The sequence below is a fragment of the Marinobacter sp. MIT932201 genome, assembly GCF_047123295.1.
In the GTDB taxonomy this organism is placed as follows: domain Bacteria; phylum Pseudomonadota; class Gammaproteobacteria; order Pseudomonadales; family Oleiphilaceae; genus Marinobacter; species Marinobacter salsuginis.
Genome location: NZ_CP138917.1, coordinates 2,085,893 through 2,112,147, shown reverse-complemented (window position 1 = coordinate 2,112,147; position 26,255 = coordinate 2,085,893). Strand labels below are relative to the sequence as shown.

General features: G+C 58.0%; 24 protein-coding genes. 10 read left to right on the top strand and 14 right to left on the bottom strand.

Features of this window, described 5'->3' with window-relative positions; translation table 11 throughout:
* The first annotated feature begins 172 nt into the window (after nucleotides 1-172).
* Nucleotides 173-442: a YebG family protein gene (locus tag SIC15_RS09540; RefSeq protein WP_069185266.1), complete on the top strand. Its 270-nt coding sequence runs from the start codon at nucleotides 173-175 to the stop codon at nucleotides 440-442.
* A 37-nt stretch (nucleotides 443-479) separates the two neighbouring features.
* Here the strand turns inward: SIC15_RS09540 and SIC15_RS09535 are convergent, their stop codons facing one another.
* Together SIC15_RS09535 and SIC15_RS09530 are read right to left on the bottom strand one after the other, a co-directional pair.
* A complete protein-coding gene (locus SIC15_RS09535; RefSeq protein WP_412537566.1) occupies nucleotides 480-2,933 on the bottom strand; it encodes a YbcC family protein in 2,454 nt (817 codons plus the stop codon).
* Nucleotides 2,930-4,549 (bottom strand): NADH-quinone oxidoreductase subunit L, encoded by a 1,620-nt coding sequence (locus SIC15_RS09530; RefSeq protein ID WP_412537565.1) that lies wholly within the window; start codon nucleotides 4,547-4,549, stop codon nucleotides 2,930-2,932. Before SIC15_RS09530 ends, SIC15_RS09535 begins: the two co-directional genes overlap by 4 nt.
* A gap of 100 nt (nucleotides 4,550-4,649) precedes the next feature.
* On the opposite strand from SIC15_RS09530, the gene SIC15_RS09525 reads away from it, so the two are divergent.
* The 4 genes from SIC15_RS09525 to SIC15_RS09510 all read left to right on the top strand — a co-directional run bounded on the left by SIC15_RS09525 (nucleotide 4,650) and on the right by SIC15_RS09510 (nucleotide 8,900).
* Nucleotides 4,650-5,561, top strand: a complete 912-nt coding sequence (locus SIC15_RS09525; protein WP_069185268.1) for a LysR family transcriptional regulator — start codon at nucleotides 4,650-4,652, stop codon at nucleotides 5,559-5,561.
* A 90-nt stretch (nucleotides 5,562-5,651) separates the two neighbouring features.
* Nucleotides 5,652-7,142, top strand: a complete 1,491-nt coding sequence (locus SIC15_RS09520) for a flavin-containing monooxygenase (protein WP_412537605.1) — start codon at nucleotides 5,652-5,654, stop codon at nucleotides 7,140-7,142.
* A gap of 81 nt (nucleotides 7,143-7,223) precedes the next feature.
* Complete coding sequence (locus SIC15_RS09515) at nucleotides 7,224-7,901, top strand: FadR/GntR family transcriptional regulator (RefSeq protein WP_222464436.1); 678 nt, start codon at nucleotides 7,224-7,226, stop codon at nucleotides 7,899-7,901.
* A 3-nt stretch (nucleotides 7,902-7,904) separates the two neighbouring features.
* A complete protein-coding gene (locus SIC15_RS09510) occupies nucleotides 7,905-8,900 on the top strand; it encodes a bile acid:sodium symporter family protein (RefSeq protein ID WP_069185271.1) in 996 nt (331 codons plus the stop codon).
* 14 nt (nucleotides 8,901-8,914) lie between these two features.
* On the opposite strand, the gene SIC15_RS09505 is transcribed toward SIC15_RS09510, so the two are convergent.
* Nucleotides 8,915-9,559, bottom strand: coding sequence for a J domain-containing protein (locus SIC15_RS09505; protein WP_412537564.1), 645 nt, complete (start codon nucleotides 9,557-9,559; stop codon nucleotides 8,915-8,917).
* Between the two features lie 131 nt (nucleotides 9,560-9,690).
* On the opposite strand from SIC15_RS09505, the gene SIC15_RS09500 reads away from it, so the two are divergent.
* From SIC15_RS09500 to SIC15_RS09490, 3 genes are read left to right on the top strand one after another with little or no spacing between them, the layout of a single operon-like run.
* Complete coding sequence (locus SIC15_RS09500; RefSeq protein WP_412537563.1) at nucleotides 9,691-11,841, top strand: TonB-dependent receptor plug domain-containing protein; 2,151 nt, start codon at nucleotides 9,691-9,693, stop codon at nucleotides 11,839-11,841.
* A 32-nt stretch (nucleotides 11,842-11,873) separates the two neighbouring features.
* Entirely contained in the window at nucleotides 11,874-12,851 is a 978-nt protein-coding gene (locus tag SIC15_RS09495) for an ABC transporter substrate-binding protein (RefSeq protein WP_412537562.1), read from the top strand.
* The gene (locus SIC15_RS09490; RefSeq protein ID WP_412537561.1) at nucleotides 12,844-14,787 is read left to right on the top strand and encodes an ATP-binding protein; all 1,944 of its coding nucleotides are present in this window, start codon (nucleotides 12,844-12,846) and stop codon (nucleotides 14,785-14,787) included. The genes SIC15_RS09495 and SIC15_RS09490 overlap by 8 nt, the downstream gene beginning before the upstream one ends.
* A 39-nt stretch (nucleotides 14,788-14,826) precedes the next feature.
* On the opposite strand, the gene gorA is transcribed toward SIC15_RS09490, so the two are convergent.
* The 11 genes from gorA to gspE form a co-directional block, all read right to left on the bottom strand.
* Nucleotides 14,827-16,188, bottom strand: coding sequence for a glutathione-disulfide reductase (gorA, locus tag SIC15_RS09485; RefSeq protein WP_069185274.1), 1,362 nt, complete (start codon nucleotides 16,186-16,188; stop codon nucleotides 14,827-14,829).
* A 27-nt stretch (nucleotides 16,189-16,215) separates the two neighbouring features.
* Nucleotides 16,216-16,887: a GNAT family N-acetyltransferase gene (locus SIC15_RS09480; RefSeq protein WP_064227988.1), complete on the bottom strand. Its 672-nt coding sequence runs from the start codon at nucleotides 16,885-16,887 to the stop codon at nucleotides 16,216-16,218.
* A gap of 56 nt (nucleotides 16,888-16,943) precedes the next feature.
* Nucleotides 16,944-17,474 (bottom strand): type II secretion system protein GspM, encoded by a 531-nt coding sequence (gspM, locus tag SIC15_RS09475; protein ID WP_412537560.1) that lies wholly within the window; start codon nucleotides 17,472-17,474, stop codon nucleotides 16,944-16,946.
* A 4-nt stretch (nucleotides 17,475-17,478) separates the two neighbouring features.
* Entirely contained in the window at nucleotides 17,479-18,783 is a 1,305-nt protein-coding gene (gene gspL, locus SIC15_RS09470) for a type II secretion system protein GspL (RefSeq protein ID WP_412537559.1), read from the bottom strand.
* A 2-nt stretch (nucleotides 18,784-18,785) separates the two neighbouring features.
* Complete coding sequence (gene gspK / locus SIC15_RS09465) at nucleotides 18,786-19,790, bottom strand: type II secretion system minor pseudopilin GspK (protein ID WP_412537558.1); 1,005 nt, start codon at nucleotides 19,788-19,790, stop codon at nucleotides 18,786-18,788.
* Between the two features lie 6 nt (nucleotides 19,791-19,796).
* Nucleotides 19,797-20,573, bottom strand: coding sequence for a type II secretion system minor pseudopilin GspJ (gene gspJ / locus SIC15_RS09460; protein ID WP_412537557.1), 777 nt, complete (start codon nucleotides 20,571-20,573; stop codon nucleotides 19,797-19,799).
* Nucleotides 20,573-20,947 carry a type II secretion system minor pseudopilin GspI gene (gene gspI / locus SIC15_RS09455; RefSeq protein WP_136632055.1) on the bottom strand — a complete coding sequence of 125 codons (375 nt, stop codon included), beginning with the start codon at nucleotides 20,945-20,947 and terminating at the stop codon, nucleotides 20,573-20,575. Before gspI ends, gspJ begins: the two co-directional genes overlap by 1 nt.
* Complete coding sequence (gene gspH, locus SIC15_RS09450) at nucleotides 20,944-21,474, bottom strand: type II secretion system minor pseudopilin GspH (RefSeq protein WP_412537556.1); 531 nt, start codon at nucleotides 21,472-21,474, stop codon at nucleotides 20,944-20,946. Before gspH ends, gspI begins: the two co-directional genes overlap by 4 nt.
* Nucleotides 21,475-21,480: 6 nt before the next feature.
* On the bottom strand, nucleotides 21,481-21,933 hold the full coding sequence (gene gspG, locus SIC15_RS09445; RefSeq protein ID WP_412537555.1) for a type II secretion system major pseudopilin GspG: 453 nt from the start codon (nucleotides 21,931-21,933) through the stop codon (nucleotides 21,481-21,483).
* 68 nt (nucleotides 21,934-22,001) lie between these two features.
* Nucleotides 22,002-23,213 (bottom strand): type II secretion system inner membrane protein GspF, encoded by a 1,212-nt coding sequence (gene gspF / locus SIC15_RS09440; RefSeq protein ID WP_064227996.1) that lies wholly within the window; start codon nucleotides 23,211-23,213, stop codon nucleotides 22,002-22,004.
* Between the two features lie 3 nt (nucleotides 23,214-23,216).
* Entirely contained in the window at nucleotides 23,217-24,725 is a 1,509-nt protein-coding gene (gene gspE / locus SIC15_RS09435) for a type II secretion system ATPase GspE (protein ID WP_153634632.1), read from the bottom strand.
* A 166-nt stretch (nucleotides 24,726-24,891) separates the two neighbouring features.
* On the opposite strand from gspE, the gene SIC15_RS09430 reads away from it, so the two are divergent.
* Together SIC15_RS09430 and SIC15_RS09425 are read left to right on the top strand one after the other, a co-directional pair.
* Nucleotides 24,892-25,542, top strand: a complete 651-nt coding sequence (locus SIC15_RS09430) for a type II secretion system protein N (protein WP_064227998.1) — start codon at nucleotides 24,892-24,894, stop codon at nucleotides 25,540-25,542.
* Nucleotides 25,543-25,550: 8 nt separating this feature from the next.
* Nucleotides 25,551-26,213 carry a transglutaminase-like cysteine peptidase gene (locus tag SIC15_RS09425; protein WP_064227999.1) on the top strand — a complete coding sequence of 221 codons (663 nt, stop codon included), beginning with the start codon at nucleotides 25,551-25,553 and terminating at the stop codon, nucleotides 26,211-26,213.
* Nucleotides 26,214-26,255 lie beyond the last annotated feature (42 nt).

Genomic DNA, 26,255 nt, shown 5'->3' with positions numbered 1-26,255 from the left:
AAGCCTGTAAAAACACTTGCTCAAATAGCTTTTACGTAACCCGGCATTCTCGGGATGTGAGGGAATGTAAATAAGCAGCGAAGCGTTCCGGAATGAGATTGGCACCCGACAGGCCATTCGGTTAAACTGTATTTATATACAGTAATAAGCAATCCCACTGCGAGGAAAAACCATGGCAGTACAAGCAGTCTACTTTTCTGATAGGGACGGCCTGGATATGGCACTGAAAAATCCTGAGACGATGCTGTTCACTTCAAAAGCCGAAGCCGACGCACGAGACAAAGTGCTCGAGTTGGCTGAAGAAATTCAGGTATTCCTGGGCCGCAAGGTCGAGGGGCTGGGTGACGACCTGGCCGAACGCTGCGCCATGGCCATCGCCGAGGATAAAGAACTGTTCCAGAAGGCCCTCAAAAAGCCAGAGCTTCTGAACGCGGATCAGTAAAAAACTTCAAGGGCGGCAGTCAGTTGCCGCCCTATTTTCACCCAACTTCTATCCATCTGCCATTGTCATAGCGCACGATTCCCTGGTCAGCCATTCGATGCAGACTGACCCACTGATTATCCACCAGCGCGGCTACATCCCGCTGGCGATGCAATACCGATTCGATTCGATCCGCTGGTGCATCAACAAGAACCGTCAGACGAACCGGTTCATGACGCCAATAGGTGCCGTCATGCACAGACTGTAACGGCAGACCGATTCTCAAATGCGCGCCGTTGCCTTCGACCACACCCACGTTACCCCCAACCACCGAATGCAGTAGCTTATTACCGGCACCGTAAACCTCGGGAACGGTAACGGACGCGAAATACTGGAGGTTGATCCAGTTAGCGACCACCATGGGTGCCGCCAGTAGAGATTCAAGGAGAGAACCATCAGCGTCTTGAGCCGGGTCATAGTCATGCAGGAATACCCGCCCCGACAGGTCGCACCCCCGGGTTTTGTTTCGTTTGGCAAATATGATGGCCGCGTTATTGGCCAGGCCCCACTCCGGGCGCACCTCGGACCAATCCCGGGTTCGGATTTCCATGGCCTCCCCGAGGTTCGCATCGTCCAGACCGTTCAGCTTTAATGGTGTGGCCCGCTCCTTCCGCACGCGAATGCCAGCCTCTGCAAACCCGGCTTCAAGGTCCGCCAGCCTCTGTACATGGGAATCCGGAACCAGGTGGCGATCAGCAATCGTTACTTTATCCGTCGCCGTGCAATGCTCGGCAGCCACCACCCACGTAAAGTCCGGGATCCTGATGCCCTCGTCTGCCAAGCCTGCCCGAACCTGTGGGTCGTTCAACAGGCGCGCCGCCAGCCGCGCATTGACGCCGCCACTCTGCCCACCGCAGGCGCCACACTCCAGCCCGGCCTGGTTCGGGTTGTTGTCGGTATGGCTTCCGTGGCCAACCAGCGCCAGCAAGGGGGCAAAGCCCCGGGTCAGAGACATGCCACGAAGCATATTTGCAACCAGCGCAACCTTTTGAGGATCTGACAGCGGGTCCCCACCAAGACTGTGCACCAACCGGCCCTCGACGGCTTTTTCCTCTCTCGCTCTATGGCCTTTTTTCAACGAGTCTTTCAGCAATTTCCAGGCCCAGGCCAGACCGGTGGTTTCCACCAGCGTGAAGGTCGACAGGCTGGTGTATTTCGCCTTCCTCACCGATTCCCGGGCAATTTCTCTCTGATCCAGGGAGCGGTTCTCTGCCAAATCCTCGCGCAAGCTGCCCCTGGTATCGATCAACCGGTACGAGGCGGGCAACAGACCCGGCAAACGGCGAGCCGGCGCGAACGGTCCGTGCTGCTGGTGGTCAATTGGCATTCCGAAGAACCCGGCAAAGCCGAGGGTCTGAACCCCGGGATAAACCTCCTCCAGGTGGCGGCGCATGACTTCAGAGCGGACGTCAATACAGAATACGGCCTGGGCGTCCGGTCTTTCGCTTTCGTGATCAGATGCTGGTTGCTTCTCGTGACCAGCCGCGAGCGCGCTCCAGAGAGTGCGTTGATAGCCGATTTCAAAGGCACGTTGCCAGACCCAGAGCCTCGTGCGAATGTCGTGGTCTCCGTTGCGACGCGCCCGTGCTCTCTGCCTCTGCCACTCGGCTTTCTGGGCCGTTGTTGCGAAGGCAACACCGGCGGATTCCCATACCAGCATGATGGCCAGTATCTCCGCGCACCGATCCGATGAGCGGCCCTCAAGGCCGGCCCGCCAATCCTCACCCCGGCACCAGGACGCCCAGCCGTTCACCTTCAGCAACAGGCTGTGGCACAGGGCCTCAAGCTCTTCCCCGAAGACGCCTATCCGATTCAGGGCGTCAGGAATGGCTTGGTCCATCTTGTCTGGCACGCTTTTGAAGAAGGCCCTTGCGCCTTTGAGGCCGGTACTGAAATCGAGGGAAAGGTCGCTGCGGGCGGACTCCAGCCAGAACTGGAAAAGACCCGTCTCGGGGCTATCGTCAACAGCTGACCAGCGCCCCTGCCGCTGATCGAAGAAGGCGCCACACACACGCGACACCTGATTACAGGCCGTGTCGGCCAAACCACCCTGATCGTCGCCGCTTGCCAACCTGTAGGTATCGAGTATGGAGCTTTTCAGGGGTGCTCTTGTGGAAGGTGCCCGACCAAGCCAATCCAGATACCATGCTGTGTTCTGCACATCGCCCCGTTCGGCGATGCTTGCCTGCAAATCCTCCCGCCGGATCCGACCACCTTGCCAGGCCTCCCGATAGAACTCTGTTGGCATAAGCATGCTGAATCCGCCGCGCTCGCCGAGCACCTGGTCAGCCCGCGAAGCCGGCAGGTGCCGCAGCCCCCAGAACGGATTCACCGCAATCCACTGGTCCAGGGGCCAGACTGGAGCGATAAGCTCGCAGGCCTGCCGGAAAGGCTTTTGCCAGTCATCCGTCATTGCACGCAGATCCGGGACCGACTCGCTGACGCCACTCATGATCTCCCCTCCAGTCTGAACGGATGGTGGGGAACACGGTGAAACATGGCAGGCACCTTGAGGGCTTCCGCCGCCAGGTAATGCGTCAGCCGGTCAAACGGCAACTCAAGATAAAGCCCCTGACGGAAATGGACACACAGCGTTCGGGTTGCCGGAAAACGGGCCCCGAATACGATCATCAAAGAAAAGACAGCCAACACCGCGACCATTGCAGACGCAACCGACCAGGCTGCAATGGGGATAACAAAGCCCTCGTGCACAGGCACTGCCGGGCCAACCAGGAAGTGCAGCAGCGAGTACAGGGGAACCAGCAGCACAGCCAGGCCTGCAAGCCTCAGCTTTACCGCAGAGGTCGCTCCGGCCGGAATACCCATGGCAGCCGCGGAGACCGCCAACACCAACAAGGCTCCGAATACCGGGTTGCTCTCCACGATCCACGGAGCCAGAACCAGGATAGCGGCAGCCAACAGGCCGGTAGAACCGGCCCAAAACAGCCGACTGGCCGGCGACGATTCCGGAAATGGATTTGCCGCAGATACTGCCACGGTGCGGCCGGAAGCCAGGAAAGAGTGTGCCTTGTACAGCGAGTGAGCCAGCAGATGCAGCAGAGCCAGGGTGTAAGCGCCCATACCGATCTCAAACAGCATGAACCCCATCTGCGCGCAGGTGGACCACGCCAGGGCATGCTTGACGGAGTACTGCGTCATCATGGTCAGGACCGCAACGATCGCTGTCATACCACCGAAGACCAGCAACACCATGTGGCCGGCCGTAAAGCCGTCAAACACGGGGAACAGGCGCAGCCAGAGGAACCCCCCAAGGTTGATCACACCGGCGTGAAGCAACGCCGATACCGGCGTCGGCGCCTCCATCACGCGGATAAGCCAACCGTGAAAAGGAATCTGGGCGCACTTGAGTACTGCCGCCAGGGCCAGAACAACCGATGCCACAGTCAGGGCAGTGGATCCGCCATCACGGGCGGTCTCTGCCTGAACCATTTCCGGGAGGTAAAAGGTGCCGTAGTGAAGATACAGAGCCACCACACCGGAGATGACCAGTGCATCGCCTACCCGACTGACAATAAACTTCTGCACTGCCGCCATACGGGCCTGGGGGCGGTCCTGGTAGAGGGTCAGCAAATGATGCAAGGCCAGACTGACACCAATCCAGGCGCCCGCAAGAATCAACAGGTGGTTGGTGAATACCAGGATCAGGACAGAGGCAACGGTGACCAGAAACCAGGGGAAAAACCGGTCGCGGCCGGGATCCTGGCTGAGGTAGTTGTTCGCGAACCGCAGTATCACCCAACCGATAAAGGCCACCATGAGCGCCATCCAGACTGCAATGCCATCCGCGTAGAGACCGTATCGACTACCGAGGTTTGCCAGGGTGTTACTGTTTCCGCCAACGCTGGCCTGCAGCAACAGCAGTACGCCCACCATCAGGGACGCAGCCATAGAGGCCACCAGTAGCCATCCGGCCACTCTCCAGCAGTGGTTCAGCTTCAGCGGACTTTTCAGCCAGCCACTCAACCCTGCCAGTACGAAAAGACTCACCGGAAGCAGCAGCCAGATTGCGAGGATCAATAGCGATGACGATTCAGCGATTGGGTGCATATCAGCAAACCTCCTGTTTGCCAGTACTTTGCCTTGACCAATCACATATAAAAAATGGTTTATACTGATCACTTCATTCTTTTTTTGAGAACGAAAAGCCATGAAGCTCAACTACCACCATCTCTACTATTTCTGGAAGGTTGCCCGAACCGGCCATCTGACCCGGGCCGCCGACTCGCTGCATATTTCCCAGTCCGCGCTGTCCGGACAGATCCGGAAGCTGGAGGAGAGCCTGGGGCATGACCTTTTTATCCGTGAGGGGCGGCGCCTCAAGCTGTCTGAAGCGGGCCGCATGGCCTTTTCATACGCAGAAGAGATATTCCGGCAGGGTGAGGAACTGACAGCGTTGTTTGCCTCTGGCGCCCAACCCAATCGGGAGATCCTGAGGATCGGGGCGGTCGCTACCCTTTCCCGGAACTTCCAGGAGGGGTTTCTCCAACCCCTCCTGAACCGCGAGGATCTGGAACTCAGCTTGCAAAGCAGTCACATCGATGAATTGCTCCGGCGGCTTTCAGCCCACCGGCTGGATTTGATCCTTGCCAACCAGTCGGTACACGGCGACGAGCAGAATCCGTGGCGGTCGCGTTTGATTGCAAAACAACCGGTCAGCATCATCGGCCCCCGGGGGGTGGATGTTCAGGGCGATTTTGTCGACGTGCTGCGCGGCAGGAGCCTGATCGTTCCCGGGCCCGACAACAACATACGCCAGGCCTTTGATCAGCTGTGCGAATACCACCGGCTACGCCCGAGCATCGCCGCGGAAGTAGACGATATGGCCTTGATGCGACTGCTGACCCGGGACACCGGCCACTTTGCCATCATGCCGCCGGTGGTCGTGCGGGACGAAATGAGAAGCGGTGCTCTGGCGGATTACGGCGCTCTGCCCGGCGTTTTCGAGGAATTCTACGCCATCAGTATCCGACGCCAGTTCGAGACGCCGGCGCTTCGGGAACTGCTGTCTCAAACCGAGGACAGTTTCCTGAGCCGCACGCCGATTGGTCATTCTGACTAGCCCGTGTGGCGAGAAATGTCATCCCTACCGGGTGGTTACATGCGTATACTGACTTCGAAAGACCACAATAATAATTCCGGACACCTGAATATGACCCAAGCCAGTCGCCGTGAACGCCCGTCCATTCTCATTATCGGCACCGGTTTCGGTGGCCTGGGAATGGCCATCAAACTGAAACTGGCAGGCTTCACCAACCTGACCCTGCTGGAAAAAGCCGACCGTGTTGGCGGTACCTGGCGCGATAACACCTACCCCGGCGCTGCCTGCGATGTACAGTCACACTTCTATTCCTACTCCTTCGAACCGAAGCACGACTGGTCGCGAAAATTCGGGTTGCAGCGGGAAATACTCGGCTACATGCAGCACTGCGTCGAGAAATACCGGCTTGGCGATCACATCCGTTTCCAGGCCGAAGTACAGGAAGCCACCTTCGACGATCACTCGAACCAGTGGACGGTCACACTGGCTAACGGCGAGCAACTCACCGCGGACGTGCTCATTACCGCCACGGGCCAGTTGAACCAACCTGCCTGGCCAAAACTCGACGGCCTGGATCGCTTCCAGGGCAAGATGTTCCACTCGGCCCAGTGGGATCATGACTACGACCTGACCGGTAAACGGGTGGCCGTTATTGGTACCGGCGCCAGCGCCATACAGTTTGTCCCGGAGATTGCACATAAGGTTGAACAACTGGATCTGTTCCAGCGCTCCGCAGCCTGGGTACTGCCCAAACCAGATCGGCCATTCAAGCGCTGGGAGCAGACGCTGTTCCAGAAACTGCCTCTATGGGACCGCTTTTATCGTTACCTGATTTACTGGAATAACGAGAGCCGGGCCCTGGCGTTCACTAAATTCAGTGGCCTGCTGGAGTATTACGCCAACCAGGCCAAACGTGAGGCGAGAAAGCGAGTATCGGACCCCGCCAAACTGAAAAAGATCATTCCCGACTACAAGATCGGCTGTAAACGCATTCTGATTTCCAACGACTGGTATCCGGCCATCAACCGGCCCAACGTGAACCTGATTACCGACCCCATCGAGCGTATTGATGAAACCGGCGTGATCACCCGGGACGGTCACCACCATCCTGCAGATGCCATTATCTGTGGTACCGGTTTCCGGGCCTCGGAGTTTCTTTCGCCCATCCGGATAACCGGCCGTGACGGAAAAACCCTGAACGACGCCTGGAAGAATGGCGCCGCCGCCTTCAAAGGCATTACCGTAAGCGGCTTCCCCAACATGTTCATGCTCTATGGCCCCAACACCAATCTGGCCCACAACTCGATCCTTTACATGCTGGAATCCCAGTTCCGATACGTCCTGGAATGTCTCGAAGCACTGGAAAAATACCCCCAATCCGCCATGGATGTGCGCCAGGACCGTCAGGACCGCTTCACCCAGGTGGTTCAGCAAGGCCTGGAAGATACGGTCTGGAGCTCCGGCTGCACGTCCTGGTATCTCGACGCCAACGGCCGAAATACGGTCAACTGGCCGGGATTCACCTTCACCTACCGATTCGCTACCCGCCACGTAGACACCGCTGATTATCAATTTCTCTACCCGGGGCAGCCCCCGGGCTAGGTGTCCGATTTCAACATTCCCTTGAAGGCTGGCTTAATTCATAGGATGATTGGGTTATCTGTTTGAGGGATGATAAACACTATGCTGGAACGTATCCGCAAAGGCTCGCTGGTGGAAACCGCCATAGAGAGCCTCAGAAACGCTATCGAGAAAGGCGATTGGTCGGTGGGAGATCGCCTGCCCGTGGAATCGGAGCTGTCTGATTCCCTCGGAGTCAGCCGAAATACCGTGCGGGAGGCAGTTCGCGTACTTGTGCATGTAGGCATGCTGGAAACCCGCCAGGGCGATGGTACCTACGTGCGCGCCACTCGCGACGCCGGGGAAACCCTACGGAGGATTGCCCGCACCCAGCTGGCGGACCAGCTCGAAGTACGCATCATGCTGGAAACGGAAGCCGCCAAACTGGCCGCGGCGAGGCGAACCGACCGGGATCTGCAGCAGATGACCAAGGCCCTGGATGCGCGCGCCAGGGCGGGACAAAATCTTCAGGCCCGCATCCGCCACGATGAAGCCTTCCACCATGCCCTGGTCGCCGCGTCCCATAATTCCGCGCTGGTAGAACTGTACGATTACTTCTCCCACGCCGTAAGCCAGACCATAGAGCAGACCGAGACGGATACGGATCTTCCGGAGCCCTCCCAGGAAGACCACGAACTGCTGCTCGCCGCCGTCAGACGGCAGGATGAGAGCAAAGCCGAGACTCTGGCCCGGGAACTTCTTAAGCCAAGCCTCCAGGCGCTCAAGCGCAGGGAGTCCTGATTTATGAAATTCCGGATCGACACCTTTACCCTGCTGCTGCTCGGTGCCATCGTCCTGGCGACGTTCCTGCCGGCCACCGGCCAGGCCGGGGACGCCCTGGCAACCGCCGGAACCGTTGCCGTCGCTCTGCTCTTCTTCTTTCATGGCGCGGCACTCTCTCGGGAACAGATCATCGCCGGTGCCACTCACTGGCGACTGCACATCCTGATCACCTCGCTCACGTTCATCTTCTTTCCGCTGGCGGTGCTGCCGATCAACGGACTCAGCGACATTGCGCCTTCCTGGATGCCGAGGGATCTCGGGCTCGGATTCCTTTACCTGGGCGTGCTGCCGTCGGCGGTTTCTTCCTCCATCGCCTACACAGCAATGGCCAGGGGCAATGTACCCGCAGCCATCTGCAGCGCAGCCGCCTCCAATGTCTTCGGCATGATGCTGACGCCGTTCCTGCTGTTGCTGCTGGTAAGTACATCCGGTGGCGGGGATTTCTCCATTGCGGAGGCCCTCAAAGACATTATCCTGCAACTACTGCTGCCCTTTGCCGTGGGCCACGCCCTAAGGCCCTGGCTCGGAGGGTTCCTGGGCAGAAACGAAACGCTGATGTCGCGCTACGACCAGTGCGTGATCTGGCTGATTGTTTACTCTGCCTTCTCGCATTCAGTGGAAAGTGGGCTCTGGGAGAACCTGCCGCTCCAGGCCATTCTGTTCGCCATCGCGCTGTGCCTGGGCTTGCTGCTGTTGTTTATGGTGTTTGCGAAATTCCTGGTGCGGCGATTTGGCTTCAGCCTGGAGGATGAAGCCGCGGTGGTGTTCTGCGGCTCGAAGAAGAGTCTGGCATCTGGCTTGCCGATGGCCAAAGTTCTGTTCTCGGGCCATCCCGGTTTTGGCATGATCGTGTTACCGATCATGTGCTACAACCAGATACAGGTGATTGTGGGAGCCATCCTGGCCCAGAAGTACCGGGAAAAAATTGAACGGGCAAACGCGAACGAGACCAGCTAACCGGGACGGCGGAATTAACCGCCTCCCATTCCGCCAAACAGCGTGGCCAGGATCACCAGGCCGACTATCCAGCCAATAACCGCCGGCCAGAAATTCACCATCTGCGGAGGCTGGACACCCTGCTCTTCTGCCATGCCGGGTTCCGGGTAGTTGCGCTCGTCGGCTACCTCGGGAGCCTCCTCCATGCTGAACCAGCCAAACCACTCCCCCAGAAACTGGGCAACCGGGGCCGGAAAGGTTCCGTTTTCAGCCATTGGTCGCACCTGGGGCTCCAGTTGCCGGCCGATTTCACGTCGCAATTGCGGCTGATCGGCCGGCGGCTCGCAAAGAATGGCTTGCCAGATACCCGCATCCTTGCTTCTGGATGAGTCATTGAGCAGTGCCTTGATCTGAATAACAACCTCACGAACTACCTGCCCATCATTGGCATCGAGGGGACGTTCACTTGCCTCTTCTGCCTCATGAGTCGGCTGGCCGGGCTGCGCAGTGTCGGCTGGCCGGGTTGCCGGCGCTGGCGCATCACCCACCGCTTCCCGAAACGCCTGCTCCAGGCTTTTTGCCTCGCTTTCCGAAGCAAATTTGAGCTGTTGCTCATACGCATCCTGGATTCTCCGACGATCGTCGGTGGGTTCAATTCCAAGGATTTCCCAACAATTCATACAGCTGCCACTCCCGGGCCGAGATTCATTACATTTAAGAGAGACAAAACGTCTGTAGTCCCTTACGATAGGACCCAATGATAATAAAACCGCTTTATCCGTTTTTCTCGGCAGATTATAGAACGTCAACCATGTATCAATCGACCAAAACGGCAGGGATGGGTAAGCGCCACCCTCGCGTAGCCTGCTTCGGCCTCAGCCTTGCCCTGTCCGCTCTGCTACCAACCACAGCAGTCGGCCAGACCGATACCCCTGATTTCATACCCGGCTTACTTGCCCTCGAAGGCGAACAAAGCGAAATCCCCGAAGTCCTGACGACAACACGATTGCGCCAGTCAAAACTCCGGGTACCCGGCACCACCACGATCATCACCGGAGACATGATTCGCGACCTCGGCATCATGAATCTCGTAGAGGCACTCCGGCTGGTTCCCGGCATGGTGGTTGGCCACTGGGGAAGCACCAATCCGGTTGCAACCTACCACGGTACCTCCCAGTACGAGCAGCGCCGGCTGCAGGTTCAGATTGACGGGCGAACGGCCTATCGAATCAGCCTGGCCGACGTCGACTGGCTGGGCATGCCGGTGGCACTGGAGAACATTGAACGCATTGAGGTGAGTCGGGGACCGAATTCCGCCGCCTATGGCATCAATGCCTTTCTTGGCAGCATCAATATCATTACCCGCTCGCCGCAGGATACAGCCGGCGTGGAAGCCTACACCTCGGTCGGGTCCCGCGGACATCTGCGCACGTTTACGTCGGTGGGTGATGCCGACGCCGATAAAAGCTGGCGCCTGTCTTATGAAAAGCGGAAATCCAACGGTTTTGACAACCAAATTGATGGCGGAGAGGAAATCCCCTTCCACGATGGCCACGATATCAACAACTTCAATTTTGACAGCGTATTTCGCATTGACCGCCAGCACTCCATTGACGTCCGGGCAGGCGTTCTGGACGGTGTGAATGAAGAAGATCTCGAGAAGTCGGGCAAGCTGGGAGCTACCACAAACCCGGACATCATCATGGACGATTACTACCTCCATGTCCGGTTCGATGGAGCGACGTCGCCTGATCATTTCTATCATATCCAGGCCAGTTATCAGAATCAGCGGCAGCGTCAGCGTTGGACAGTCTCAACACCTGCGCCTGTAATCAATGCCCTTCTTCCGACGGGCTTCCCGCCATTTCCAGAAGACCAGGGACCGTTCATCGCTGACCTGAATGAAGACCTGGAAGAAACCCGGCAGGAAATCGAGCTCCAGGACACCATAATTTTCAGCGATCAGTTCAAGCTGGTCTCCGGCTTGGGCTATCGCAAGGACTCGTTCAATTCTCAGACCTTCTTTAACGGTAAAGGGAATAACTACCAATCCAGGGTATTCGCCAACGCCGAGTACTCGCCTTTCCGCTGGCTGACCTTCAACGCAGGCGGCAACTGGGAGCAGACTACAACCACCGATGAAGATTATTTCTCGCCCAGAGCCGCCGCGAACTTTATCCTGAACAACAACCACGCCGTGCGGTTTGTGTTTTCCAAAGCGGTCCGCACACCGGACGCCTTCGAACAGAATCCTGACTGGGGCTATACGCCTACCAACGTTCAGCCACCTTTTGAGGCATTGGACGGCCAGCGAATCGATGTCGAAAGCCTGTTGGATCCGACCACATCCACGTATGGAGATAGGCTTGAGGAGGAATGGATCACTTCCAGGGAGATCAGCTACTTCGGCCAGTTCAACTTGGAAAGAGCCCTGCTCTCTGTGGAAGTTCGCTACTTCAATGACGACTTCCGTGACATGATCAGCGGCGTTATCAACGAAGAAGAATGGTACATCGCCAACAATGTTGATCTTGAACAGGAAGGCGTCGAACTGGAAACGTCACTGGAATTCTCCGGCACCAAACTGCGAGCCACCTACGCCTATCTTGAGCAGGAGGGCAGATACACGGGTGACCCCAACGCACTCCCGCTGAACAAACAGGAACGGGCTGTCGATCTTCTGGCCCGTCTCTCCGCCCGCGATTCCGGCAGCTTCGCCTGGATCCAGGATCTCCCAAAGGGCTTCACGACGTCAGCGGCCATGTACTGGACCAATGAAGTCAGGGAAACCCGGTTCGAGCGTGCGGATTTCCGCTTGGCCCGACGGGTGGACAAAACAGATTACAGCTATATGCTGGCACTGACGATCCAGCATTATCTCAATCCGAAGCATTGGATCAGCCCGGATAACCGGATTGAAGATCACAACCAGTTTTTTGTTGAGGCTGGTATTCGTTTCTGATTGAAACAAGGAAAGCGTGAGCCCTGGACGGTATGGAACGAAAGTCAGGCACGAATCACCCTAATCGGCCCGGAAGCCGAATCCAGGGTCTTGTTCACAAGACCCTGTGGCTTCTGCTTTTGGCCGTTTTTTCCACGTTTGTCAGCTCTCAGGAATCGACGGCGAGAACTGTCTACTTTGCCAGCTCGGGCAACGCGCCGCTTGATCAGCACCTCGTGCAGCTCCTCAAAGCAGAGCTTGAGCCATCCATTTCCCTGGTGGAGGTCACCGACGAGCAGCTGGCCGCGCTTGATTCCGGACCAATCATTACTGCTGGACCTTCCGCCTTCTCCCGCGCTCGCCAGGCAAATCGCTCCGCGCCCATTCTCGCGCTGCTGGTTGATAAATCCTTCATTTCCGGTTTCGCAGACCGATCCCCCGGCCAGATCACCGGCGTTCTGTATGACGTCCCTCTCATCCGTCAGGCTCTGACGGGAAAGGCCATCCTGCCACAGGCTACCAAGATAGCCCTGCTGGCAACCGCAGATTCGGTGGAACTCTACGAACCACTGATTGATAAGCTGCCGACCTATGGCATGTCGGCCCGGCTGTTTCTTGTCGATGACGACGACAAGCTGATTCCCACGCTCGTCCGGGCTCTCGGTTACGGTGATTTTCTGTTAGCCGCCCCGGACAGCGCCATCTACAACCCCAGAACCATCAAACATATTCTGCTGACCGCTTATCGCCGTAATCAGATCGTCATTGGACCAACGCAAGCTTATGTGAAGGCGGGATCACTCGCATCCAGCTATGCGCCGTTTCCGGAAATGATCGAGATGGCAGATGAGTTTCTGACCACGTATTTCGAGACAGGAGAGTTTCCGGCACCCTCCTACCCGGAAAGCTTCCGGGTTGAAGTGAACGCTCAGGTTGCTCGTTCCCTGAATATCCCCCTTCCCAGCCGTGAAGACATTGCCCAACGGGTGGACAGACAACTGACCGTCAATGGGGAGGTGGCCGATGAGTAACCTCAAGAGACAGCAGCGGCCCCTCTCCCGTACGCTCTTGCTCCTGGGTGCGCTCCCGGCCGTTGTCATGTTCATCGTGCTCATGGTGTTCTTCACGTCCGCGCGCCTGGAGGACGCCCGCCGGGATTTGTCAGACAGCGGCCAGATGCTTGCGGACAGCCTGGCGCCCGCACTCGAGTACGCCGTGGTTTCGGGCAACACCCTGGCACTGGAACAGATCCTGTCCCAATCACTGCGACGCAGCAACGCCGACTGGATCCGCGTTTCTGACGTGATGGGAGAGCAGATTGGGTTCGTCTCCCACCAACCGGTCAATGCCAGCGACTTGCGCAGTCGCTACCAGATTTTCGAGGCCGACATTCTCCAGCAACCTCTGGAGCTTGGTTCGGAAAGAACAGCGGAATGGTTTGAACCCGATTATGGCTTTGGCTCCGGCTCCCTGCGAGTCGGCACAGTACAGGTCGGCATGGATCACGATGTTCTTGCCGACAGGCGACAGGATATTCTCTGGACGTCCATCGCCGTTGGCGTGGCCCTGCTTTTGTTCACTATTCTGATCATCAACCACTTTCTGGGGACCATCCTCGCGCCCATCCGGGATCTTGCCGGACGAATCGGAAAGCTGACCGCCGGCGACTATCAAGAACGCGCCCTGAACACCCACCAGAGCTCCCGCGAGATCGTGGCAATTGAGGAGCAACTCAACGAACTTGCCCAACATCTCGCAGGCCTGAAAACAGCGCGGGACCAGACACTCACAGCCTCTGAAAGCGCCCGGGAAAAAGCCGAAATGGCGAACCAGGCAAAATCCGAGTTTCTGGCCACCATGAGTCATGAACTCCGCACCCCTCTGAATGGGGTTCTGGGTATGGTGGATCTGATCCAGGAAGAGCCGCTCACCCATCGCCAGCGGGAGTACCTGAACACCGCCCGGCAATCCACCGAGGATCTGCTCACGGTGATCGCGGACATCCTGGACTATTCAAAGATGGACAGCGGCACCCTGAAACTTGAAAGCCAGGAATTCGATCTCAGGGAATTGATTTCCAACTGTACCGCCACCTACCGGCACTTGGCGGAACAACAGGGCCTGGCCCTCAACCTGAAGTTCTTCGGTGACTGGCCTGACAACCCGGTAGTGGTCGGCGACCCGGCACGCCTGCGTCAGATACTTGCCGGACTGGCCGACAACGCTATCAAGTTTACCGGAGATGGTTTCATCAATATCCAGGCGGGATTCTTTGCCCTGGAAGACAACTGCATTATCCTGAATTGCTCAATCAGCGATTCCGGTTCCGGGATTCCGGTGGAACGCCTTCAGGACATTTTTAACTCCTTCGAACAGTTAGACCATGGCAACAGCCGGGGATTCGGTGGCACCGGCCTGGGATTGTCCCTTGTTCAACGGCTGGTGGAACTCATGGGTGGCCACATTCAGGTCGAAACCGATCTGGGCAAAGGCTCTTCATTCCGCTTTGAACTGCCCTTCGAGTTGGCCAATCCGACCAACCAATCAGAGCCCTCCGGCCCGCCGCCCAGAGAAGCCATCAACAGCACCAGCCATGCCCTGGTAGTGGAAGACAACCCCGTGAACCAGCGCGTTGCCACGGCCATGCTCAAGCGGCTGGGCTTCCAGACGGATTCCGCCAATAACGGTAAGGAAGCACTTGAGAAGGTCACTACCAATCACACGGGTTACGACATTATTCTGATGGATTGCCAGATGCCGGTGATGGATGGTTATGAGGCAACCCGGTTTATCCGGGAATGGGAACAGAGTAACGGCCAGATCGGCACGCCGATCATCGCCTTGACGGCCGACGTACTCCCCGGCACCGAGAAGAGCTGTCTCGACTGTGGAATGAATGACTATCTGGCCAAACCGGTCCGCAAGGAAATGTTGCGGGAAGTGCTGAGCCGCTGGATTCAGCTCTAGAAGAATGCCGGCGCCGTCATCGCGGGCGCCGGCGCAGGATCAGGCGACGGGTTCCCGCATGGTGACAAACTCTTCCGCAGAGGTGGGATGGATGCCCAGGGTAGAATCGAACTGAGCCTTGGTAGCGCCAGCCTTGATGGCAACTGCCAGGCCCTGCGTAATTTCGCCGGCGTCCGGGCCAACCATATGGGCACCGAGTACCCTGTCGGTCTCATCATCCACCACCAGTTTCATCAGGCTTCGCTCATCCCGTCCACTGAGGGTGTATTTCATCGGGCGGAACTCGGAGCGATAAATCCTGAGACGATGCCCCGCTTCCCGGGCCTCTTCCTCGGTCAGCCCCACGGTGCCGATGTTGGGCTGACAGAACACGGCGGTCGGAATTGCGGAATAGTCCATGTCGCCTTTGCCATCCCCAAACAAACGCCGGGATAGCACCATGCCCTGGGCCAGAGCCACCGGCGTAAGCTGTGGGGTACCGATTACATCACCCAGTGCGGTAATAGAAGGCACCGCGGTCTGGAAATGATCATCCACCACAACATGGCCTGACGCGCTGAGCTGGACACCAAGATCGGTCAGGCCAAGCCCGTCGACGAGCGCCCGGCGTCCGGTCGCCGCCATCACCAGCCCGGTTTCCAGGGTTTCACCATTGTTCAGTTGTACCCGGTAATGGGCATTCTCGGCTTCAACCGATTCAATGGTCACGCCAAAACGCAGGTTTACGCCCTTCTTTCGCATTTCCTGTTCCGTGAACCGGCGGATGTCATTATCAAACCCACGCAGGAACAGATCGCCGCGATACAACAGCGTGGTCTCAACACCCAGTCCTGCCAGGATGCCGGCAAACTCCACGGCAATATAGCCGCCGCCCCACACCACGGCCTGCTTCGGCAGCTGTGGCAGGTAGAACATCTCGTTGGAGGTAAGAATACATTCCTTGCCAGGCACGTCCGGAATTACAGGCCAGCTACCCGTGGCAATAGTGATGTGTCTGGCCCGGTAAGACGTTTCGCCGACCACCACTGTGTTGGCGTCTGACAGAGACGCGGTCCCTTCGATGATGGTTACGCCCGCATTCTCCAACAACCGGCCATAGATGCCGTTCAGACGCTCGATCTCGGCGTTCTTGTTCGCCACCAGCTTTGGCCAGTCGAAACTGACATCATCGAGAGGGACCTGCCAGCCATAGCCGGCGGCGTCTTCCAGCTCATCATGAACATGAGCGCCGTACACAAACAGCTTCTTGGGCACGCAGCCCACGTTCACACAGGTTCCGCCAAGGTACCGGGATTCAACCACGGCCACTTTTGCGCCCCTTTGGGCAGACATACGGGCCAGACGAACACCGCCAGAGCCGGCTCCGATAACGATCAGATCAAAATCCTGCTGGTCAGACACAGCTTCTCCCGTTAAACGTTAAAAAAGTCAGGTTTGGCCGGGCGCGGCCGTTTTACTTTCCGGATGCACTTCCCTGAACAGCACGTGATCCTCGAAATCGCCGAGCTGTATCTTGCCAAGGCTCCGGAAACCCTCGGACTCGTAGAAAGGCAGATAGCGATTGTTGCCGGTATCAAGCACCAGGCCGCTACCCCTTGGGTTCTCTGCACACAGCCTTTCAACAGTTTTCAGCAACAGCCGGCCATAGCCGCGATTCTGGTATTTGGGATTTACGCCCATCATTGGCAACTGGTGCGCCAACGGCTGTGGCAACATGTCCCGGATTTTCTGGTGGTAATCCAGGTATCGGCGCGTGGATGCAAAACCGGTGGTCAGCACCATACGGATCCGCCAGCTGAGCTGGTCAGCCAGGTTCATCCTGAGCTCCGGGTCCCCGATAAACGCCACGGCAACGAGCGTGTCGTCTACCATCACACCAATGGCCTCCTGATCGAGCTCAAAATACAGGTCGATCAGTTCCCGTATGGTTGCCCGAACCCGTTGATCGTAACCGGGGCGCCGATGATCAAAAAGGTACTGGAACGTCGGCTCGTTTCGATAGGCGTGAAACAGAATGGATCTGGCTTCATTGACCGCTGTTTCGTCCAGGCGAACAATGGCTGGCTCGGATTTGTTCTTGTTGTCGCTGCCGTTACTCATCGCTTCCCTCTCCTGCATCAGTTCCGGACGGAAGGCCCGGAATCTGGTTTTCAGAATCAGATGGCCAGGGTTAAACGAACGGACACCCGGCCCGGTTCACTTGCCCGGTCCATGGTTGCCTGATCGATCACAACACCATGGCTGCCATTCAGCCGCTCCAGCCACGCCGCCACCTCTGCAAAAGGTGCGTTCTCGAGCCAGACGCGGATTGCATCTTCCCCGCTGGGTTCAAACCGCTGGAGCGACAAACCCGCCTCACCGGCGGAACGGGTCACCAGGGCCATCAGGGCACGGCCATCGGCAGGCTTGTCTGCCGAGGCCGACGTGCTGGCACCTCCAGAATTACCCAAACGCTGGATCGTCTGTTCATTTGCCTGCATCCAGGCCAACAGCTCGCCGGCATTGTTCCGCGCAGATTCCGCTTGATCATTGAATACGGCCGCCGGGCGCCAGACGGCGAAATACAGAATGCCAAGAAAAACAGCGATGGCGAGCACGACCAGAGCCTGCTGGTCGCGGCGGGGCAATTGATCATACTGTGCAATGAGTTTGCCGACTGCCGGCTGATCCTTGATTCGTGAAAGCATAGCCTTAACCTCCTGAAACCGTCAGGCGGCCGCGGGCGCCGCTCGCTTCGTTCACAACCGAGCCAATCTGCGCTTCCAGGCCCTGGTTCGCGAGGCCGTTTCGCAGGGCGCTCAGGCGATCGTAGCTGTCAGCTCGCACATCCACGATAAGCTCTCCCCTTGAGCGGCTGTAGTTCACCGAATTGAAGTTCACCCCCTGACTACCCGGGAGGCGGGCATATTGCTGGCCGGTGTATTTCATCAGGGTGATGAAGTCCACTTCTGGTCCACTGGAGCCGGCCACCCGCAACTGACCTTCGATCACACGCCGGACATTACCTGCGTGAGTACGCCGGTCATTGGGGAAAGCATCGCGATAGATTGCCATGGCCTCGCTTTGTAGTTCTTCAGCCTGATTCTGATAGTACAACCCCATGCCCAGGTTCAACGCCACCTGAACGCCGAACCAGACTGCCGCCACCGCAATCAACGGTTTCCAGGGTTTCAGTGGACTGGCTTTGCCCGATTTGGACGAAAACACGCCCTGACACAGATTCACCGGCTCGCAGAGATGATGGTGATGGGCGTAGGCGAGCAGTTCCAGCGGCATGAGCTCCAGGCTTTCCCGACGAACCGCAAGACGCCCCGAGCCAGCTAACTCGGTAAGTGCAGATTGCTGGACTTCAAACTCTTCGTCGGTGCCGTACACGGTGACCGGAATCTCCGCCACCACTTCTTCGGCGGATGGCGCCGCGAGGGTGTGGGCAAACATACCAAGGTTGGCAGACTGCATGCTCAACCACTCGCCCCGTTCGCTGACCATCATGGCCGTTTCGCCGTCCAGACAGACAGACCAGCCGCCTTCGGTGCGGGGCAGCAACGAGGCGTCCGGGAAAATGGCATCCAGGCGGAGATGCTCCCAACCGCTGAATAACTGTACCCATTGCCCCATTCGCTCGCGATCTATGGCTGCAACCCGGTAACCATGCTCGGTATGGGAGCCCAACGCCAGGTGCACGGAATCTATATCCTGGGCAATCTGCTCCTCAACGGCGTAGGGTAAGGCCTGATTGATGAACCGACTTTGCTTTGCGGGAATGTCAGCCAGGCAGTAAATCGCTTCCTCACCGGGAATCAGGCCGATCAACAGAACGTTATCCAGGGCATTCTGCCCCAGGGTATGCTCGATGGCATCACGGCTGTCGCCGGCACCCCGGGCCTGGGCATCGCCGCTGGCGTCGTGCAGCACCCAATTGAACATCTGGGCGTCGGGATCCTGGTCAGCGTCCGCGAACGGCGGTATCGGGCGGACGTAGAGGCGATAAGACATGATTATCCTTCTGAAATGGTAAAGGGCTCTTTGGTAATTCGGTTCTTCTGCCCGGTATCCCTGTGAACCGTCTGGACTTCCCCTTCCGGAGTACGGAACACGGTACTGACCATATTCACGACACGGTTATCGTAGGTAATCCGCGAGGCAACTTCAAAAAACCGTGTCTGCAACCCCAGGCCGACCGATTTGAGCCCGAGGCCCGCGAACTCCGGTAATGCCATAAAGTCCTGAAGATTCTCGAACCGTTCCTCTTCCCGCTTCTCAAGAATAGACGCAGCCTGGGCGTCCGTCAGCTCCTCATGCAGTGAGCGGATCACCATGGCAGTGGCGGTATTCACATTTATGCCCGCCCCATTTACCGGCAGTGCCGTCACGTGAGGCCGCAGGGCGCGATAAATCTCTTCGGTCATGCCCTCGATCAGGCGTAACTCAGTCACCGTTGTAAAGGGCTGGTTCGCCGCGCGGTATCCCTGCTCCGCCATCAGGTACTGGCCATCCTCGGCGCCATAAGCGGTTACCGTCTGGTCGTTCGGGTCTATCCAGTCCACCAGCGAGTCCACGGAAACGGCCGTAATCCCCAATGCAGCGAACAACTGAATAAATCGATCCCTGACGATAGGGTCCACCTGACCATTGGCACCGACCAGATCATTCAGGTTCAGTCGACCACCCAGGTCGTCAATCTGAACTTCGGCCACGCCGTTATCATCCAGTGGCAACACGGCTGCATTGGCAGCCCAGAATTCGTCCAGGCTGTCGACCATCAGGTTTTCTTCCTTGTCCTCGTCGTAATCCCTGCGCAGGATCTGGCGAGCAAAGGCTTCTGCACCCAGCGCAATACTCTGGCCCTGCTGCTGTGCCAGGTAGTGACCTGCCTTGAACACCCGGAGGCTTTGTTGCTGGGTCATGCCTGACGCCAACATGACCACCAGTGCCATGGCCAGCAGCACCATAATCAGGGCAACGCCGCGCTGACGGTTTGGAAAAGCCGGGATCTGCACCATATTGGCCTAGCCTCCCTGCCCCGTTGCGCCGGTGGTTTCACCGGGTTGTTCTGTCGTTCCCTCTTCTTCGGTGCTTTCTTCTTCCGCCTCACTGGCAGCCTGGTTTGCCTGGTTCAGCGCACCCTGGGCGACCGCCGGATCAAAATCCGGCAGGGCAAAGGTCCGTACCAGCGTGCCAAAACGCTCGTGCTCCAGAGTCACTTCCATACCCAGTGGCAACGGAACATCCGGGCGGCTGCCCGGGGTCAATCCGGCCATGACTTCATCGGTGGGCCACTGCGGCTGCCAGCTTCGGTTGGAATCCAGAAACCGCACTTCCAGGCGTTTTACGCCCTCCAGAAGCAGCACATCGCGGCTGTCATCTTCCTGCCCCTGGTCCACCATGGGCCAGTACCGACGCCGTAATTCGCTGCCGGTGTATTCCCAGCCAACACGCTGCAAACCACTGCGGCGGATTCCAAGAGGGTTACGCCAGCCCTGACGGGTCAACACCAGGGAAAAATCATCATCACGACTCGACAGTGCCGGCTTGAAATCGCCGTAAATATCCCTGGCCGGCCGGTTTACCACCTGCATGATATCCCGCTCAAGCAACAGCATGGCCCGCTGCAGGCCGTCGAACTGTTCAGCCAGCTCATTCACCCGATCTCGGGAGTTGACCACCCCATTGATAACCTGCCACACGCCCAGCCCAATGACGGCGGTTATGGTGACCGCGATCAACACCTCCAGCAGGGTGAAGCCCTGTTGCAGCGGTTGGGAGGTCTTTGGTGGCGCGATCATCACTGTGCCCCCACAAAAGCAGACAGGGTATGGACCGGAACCGGAGCCGCGCCTTCCTCACGGTACAGGGCAACCGTGACCTCCACTCGCCGCATCTTTGCTTCTGCAGTGGCGAGAACTGCCGTGGTAACACGCCAACGATAGGGCCCGAAATCAGTGTCCTTGGAATTTTCGGAGATGCCGGGGATCGTTTCCTGCAGGCGGATTTCATTGATCCGGTTATCCGCCAACCAGCTGGCAAGGGTTTTATCCCGAACCCGCTCGTAGCTGGAAATGTACTGGCTCCCTACTTCGGCTGCTGCAGTTGCAATCAGACCAAAGACAAGCAGCGCGATGAGCACTTCAATCAGCGTGAACCCGCTTTGCGTTTTCACCCGCTGCTCCCCTCATCGCCCGGCTTGCGCCACTCCATGGGCGATACACCATCAGAGGCGAGGACGTGTATGTTGTCAGACCCGCTGCCGATGGTGAATTCAAGCTCGAACGGTGTTGTCTCGCCACTGGAAAAGAACACCACGTCCGGGAGCAAGTTGTCTTCGGAGGACGCCAGCCTCGGTGCATCGCTCTCGATAAACTCGGTAACCGTTAGCCATTCGGGAAGGCTACGGGCCCGGAACATGCGCTCGCCAGAGGCTTTCCAGTCCCCCGTCTGATCCTGGAAGGCTACGAACTGGTAGCCGTCATCCTCGAGCCTCAAGCCCAGTTCCAGGTTGTTGAGTACGGCCTGCTCAGACGCCGTCTGCATGAGCAGATACAGCTCCCTGACTTCGTTTTCCAGTTCCCGCTGCTGAGAGCTCCCCCCCATAGTAAACACGGCGAGGGATGCCAGAAGACCCACAACCACCAGGACCACCAGTATCTCAATCAGGGTGAAACCGGTCTGTCGGGAGCTGGCCTGCACAGTAATTTAGCCTTCGGTATCCCAGACACTGATATCGGCGGCATCGCCGTCGCCGCCTTCCTGGCCGTCAGAGCCGTAGGAATACAGATCATAGGGGCCTTCGGTACCCGGGCTCACGTACTGGTATTCAGATCCCCAGGGATCTTCCGGCACGCTCTTGAGGTAACCATCCGCGTTCCAGTTCTTCGGTTCCGGGCTGCCGCTGGGCTTGGAAACCAGCGCTTCGAGACCCTGCTGGGTAGACGGGTAATGACTGTTATCCAGGCGATACAGGTCCAGCGCATTGGCAATGTTGCTCAACTGGGTTTCCGCCACGGTGACTTTTGCCTGATCACTACGGCCCATAATGTTTGGCGCCACGATGGCCACCAGCAGGCCGAGGATCACCAACACCACCATGATTTCGATCAGGGTGAAGCCGCGGCTGTGGTTGTGTGTGTTGAGTTTCTTGATGGTCATTGTCTCACTCGTCGTTGGCATTGATTGCTTTCAGTTCGGATTCGTCTACTGACAATCCGGCATGGGTGTCATCCCACGAGATTACTCATATTCAGTATCGGTAACATGATCGCCAGCACGATGATCAGCACCACTACGCCCATTACCAGCAGCATCATGGGCTCAAACAGCCCTACGATCGCGGCTATCTTGGACTGCAGGGTGTTTTCCTGCATTCGTGCGGTCCGCTCCAGCATGCTATCCAGTTCACCACTGGCCTCTCCGCTGGCGATCATGTGCAGCATCATCGGCGGGAAATACCCGGTCTGATCCAGCGAACGGTGCAACGAGCCGCCTTCACTCACTTTCCTGGCCGCGTCCCTCAATTCCTGCCTGAGAAAATCGTTGGAGAGCACCTCACCGGCAATGCGCATCGCTTCTACCAGCGGCACACCACTGGTAGTCAGAATACTCAAGGTGCTGGCATACCGGGCGGTGTTTACCCCGCGAACCATCCCGGAGAACAGGGGCAGATGTAGCAGACGCTTGTGAAACCGCAGCCGGAACCCGGGTTTGGTCAGGAAAAAACGGAACACCATCAGCGCCGCAACCAGCAGTATAAACAGGTAGACACCGTAATCCGCCAGAAATTCCGACACTGCCAGCATCGCCATGGTCAGCGTTGGCAACTCCTGCCCCTGCTTGAGAAACACATCAATGATATCCGGCACTACATAGGTGAGGAGGAACACCACGATGGCTATGGCGACGATACTCAGAATGATGGGATAGATTGCCGCCAGCTGAATCTTCTGGCGTGCCTCCTGACGGCTTTCCGTGTAATCCGCCAGCCGGTTGAGCACCAGGTCCAGATGGCCGGCGTGCTCGCCTGCGGCAACGGTGGACCGATAAAGCCGCGGAAACGCGCGCGGGAACTCCCCGAGGCTGTCCGCCAGGGTGTAACCTTCCATGACCTTGGCCCTGATAGCGATCAGCATGCTGCGAATTCTTGGCTTCGGGGACTGCTGCGCCGCGGCAGAAAGCGCCTGCTCGATGGGAATACCCGATTGAATCAGCGTTGCCAGCTGGCGGGTGACCAGGGCCAGGTCGGCAGCCGCCAGGGAACCGCGGCTGCTCAGGGGATTACTTCGGGCCTGCTTTTCCGCTGCCGGCTCAACCGCCAGTGGCGTCAGGCCGCGCTCCCGCAACTGCTGGCGAACGGCTCTCGGGGCATCCGCCTCGACCACACCATGTTTCTGCTTGCCGCGGGCATCAAGCGCCTTGTATTCGTATGCAGGCATGGCTTACTGACCCCGGTGTGTAACGCGGAGCACTTCTTCCACCGTTGTCACACCATCCAATATCTTCTGCACGCCGTCTGCGTGAATACTCGGGCCATGCTGGCGCGCCACCTTTTCAAGGTCCAGTTCACCAGCTCTTTTGTGAATCAGAGCGCTGATTTCCTCAGAGATCTCCACCACCTCATAGATACCGATACGCCCGCGGTAACCCAGCTGGTTGCAGTGGCTGCAACCCATTGCCCGGTAAATGGTGGGCGGATTGGCGGGGTCCTGTTGCAGGAACTCGCAGTGCTCTTCGGTTGGCGTGTAGGGCTCCCGGCATTCCTTGCACAGAACCCGGACCAGCCGCTGGGCGACAATGCCCACCAGACTTGAGGAAATCAGGAAGGGCTCAATCCCCATGTCCATCAGCCGGGTAATAGCGCCAACGGCTGTATTGGTGTGCAATGTGGAAAGAACCAGATGTCCGGTCAGACTCGCCTGAACCGCGATCTCGGCCGTTTCCAGGTCCCGGATCTCACCAATCATCACCACGTCGGGGTCCTGGCGCAGAATGGCCCGAAGGCCCCGGGCAAAGGTCATGTCTACTTTGGTGTTGACCTGAGTCTGACCAATACCTGGCAGGTTATATTCAATGGGATCTTCAACGGTCAGGATGTTGCGGCTGCGATCGTTGATTTCCTGCAGCGAGGCATAGAGCGTGGTGGACTTACCGGAACCGGTCGGGCCGGTCACCAGCAGGATGCCATAGGGCCGGTAAATCAGCTTGCGCAGGACTTTCAGGTCCCGCCCCGCCATACCCAGGGATTCCAGCCTTATGGCACCGGCCTGTTTGTCCAGCAAACGTAGAACCACGCGTTCACCGCTTGAAGACGGCATGGTCGACACACGAATATCCACTTCCCTTCCGGCTACCCTGAGAGCGATACGACCATCCTGTGGCACCCGCTTCTCGGCGATATCCAGCTTCGCCATAACCTTGATCCGGGACACCAGCAAAGGCGCCAGGGCCCGCTTGGGTTCCACGACTTCCCGCAACACGCCATCCACCCGGAAGCGAACCACCAGCCGCTTCTCATAGGTTTCGATGTGAACGTCCGAAGCGCTGGTTTTCACCGCTTCGGTGAGAATGGCATTGATCAGACGGATGATCGGAGCATCGTCTTCCTGCTCCAGCAGATCTTCGGTTTCAGGCACCGAGTCCGCCAGGGAGGCCAGATCCATATCGTCGCCGATGCCCTCCACCATCTGCATGGCTTCGGCGGAATCGTTCTGGTAGGCGGAGTTCAGGGCCTGATCGAATCGATCCGGGTCAATGGTGGCAAAACGGGCCCGACCGCCACTGATTCGGTTCGCTTCCGCAAGGGCTGAATGGGACGCACCGGGGCGAACCAGAATAACCGGTTCACCGGCATCCGAACGGGTCAGGATTACTCCGTTGCGCTTGGCGAAAGTAAACGGAAGACGGCCCAGCGGAGCATCCTGCGGCTGAAGTTCAGTATCTGTGTCCAAGGTCGTCCTCGTTCGTGAAACCCTTTTCGATTCAACTAATTCAGAAAGGCTACCACAGGATATGGACCCGCTGAATAACTCTATACACTATACTGCCAATAAAACGTTGCAGTCTGATAACCTGTGAGCTTTTTCCCGGCCCACAAACTTGCATTCAGGATGATCAATGCTCCTAAACAATGAACGGCTTCCCCTGATTCTTGCGCTTGTGGCAGGGGCTGCCATGGTGGCTCTGACAGCCTGGCAGGGTTACCGCTTCTGGCAAATGGAAAGCCGACAAGGAAACTACGACACTGCGCAGCCATTGGTCACAGATCCGGCTGCCAGCCGTGAGCCACCGAGCGTAAACCTGTCGTCCCTGGACCTGTTCGGGGCCGCATCGGGTGAAGCCGCGCCGGCGGAAATGGATACCGAGAACCTGCCGGAAACCAACCTTCGATTGTTTCTCCGCGGTGTTCTGGCCGCTGATGGAGAATTCCCCGGCAGCGCTCTGATCGAAGATGACAAAAGTAACACCGAAGCCTACCTGGTGGGTGATGAATTGCCTGGCAATGCCAAGCTGCGCTCGGTCCACCCGAACCGTGTGATCATTGAACGCTCCGGGAAACTCGAGAACCTGTATTTCCCGGAATCCGAGGACCGCAGCGGCATGTCCTTCACAGCGGACGAACAGGAATCGTCCACGCCTGCAACGCAACAGGCTGCCACCCCCTCGCCCTCAAGAGCGCCCGCCTCCGCCACCAGCGATGAGCAGCGCCGGGAGGAAATCCGCCGGCGCCTTGAGCAGCTCAGGGAACGCCTACGGAACAATAACTGAGGCGCGCTATGGAAACGGCCGCTATCCAGATACGCCGCCGTTCCAGCCTTCTGCCGGCACTATTACTGGCGGTTTCCGTTGTAGGTGCCTTTGAGCTCAGTTCCCGCCTGATGAACTATGTACAGGAAGAATTCGGCACCGAGGCCCACCAGCGCCTGGAAAACTGGCAGCGCCTTCATGCCCTGGCCACGAACGCCCCCGTCGACCGGCAGCTTCGACTGGTCAACTCCTTCTTCAACAGGGTTGCTTTCGTCAGCGATATCCGCCATTGGGGCGAGGAAGACTACTGGGCAACGCCAGTGGAATTGCTCACCACGAATGGCGGCGATTGCGAAGATTTTTCCATCGCCAAATATCTGACCCTCAAATCCATGGGGGTGCCCGATGACCAGCTCCGGATCGTGTATGTCAAAGCACTGGAGCTGAATCAGGCCCACATGGTGTTGGCATGGTACCCGGAGCCAGACGCGGACCCGCTCATTCTGGACAATCTTATAAATGACATTAAACCTGCCTCTCAACGCACTGATCTTGAACCGGTTTATAGCTTCAATGGCGAAGGCCTCTGGCTCAATCGATCCGGCGGAGCCCGCAAACGGATCGGGGAAGCAGGACGGCTTTCCCGGTGGCAGGATCTGAACAGCCGGCTGACCGAATCACTCCGGCCCTGACCCCCATTTCAACGAATCTGCTGGCGGCAAATGACAGCGCGA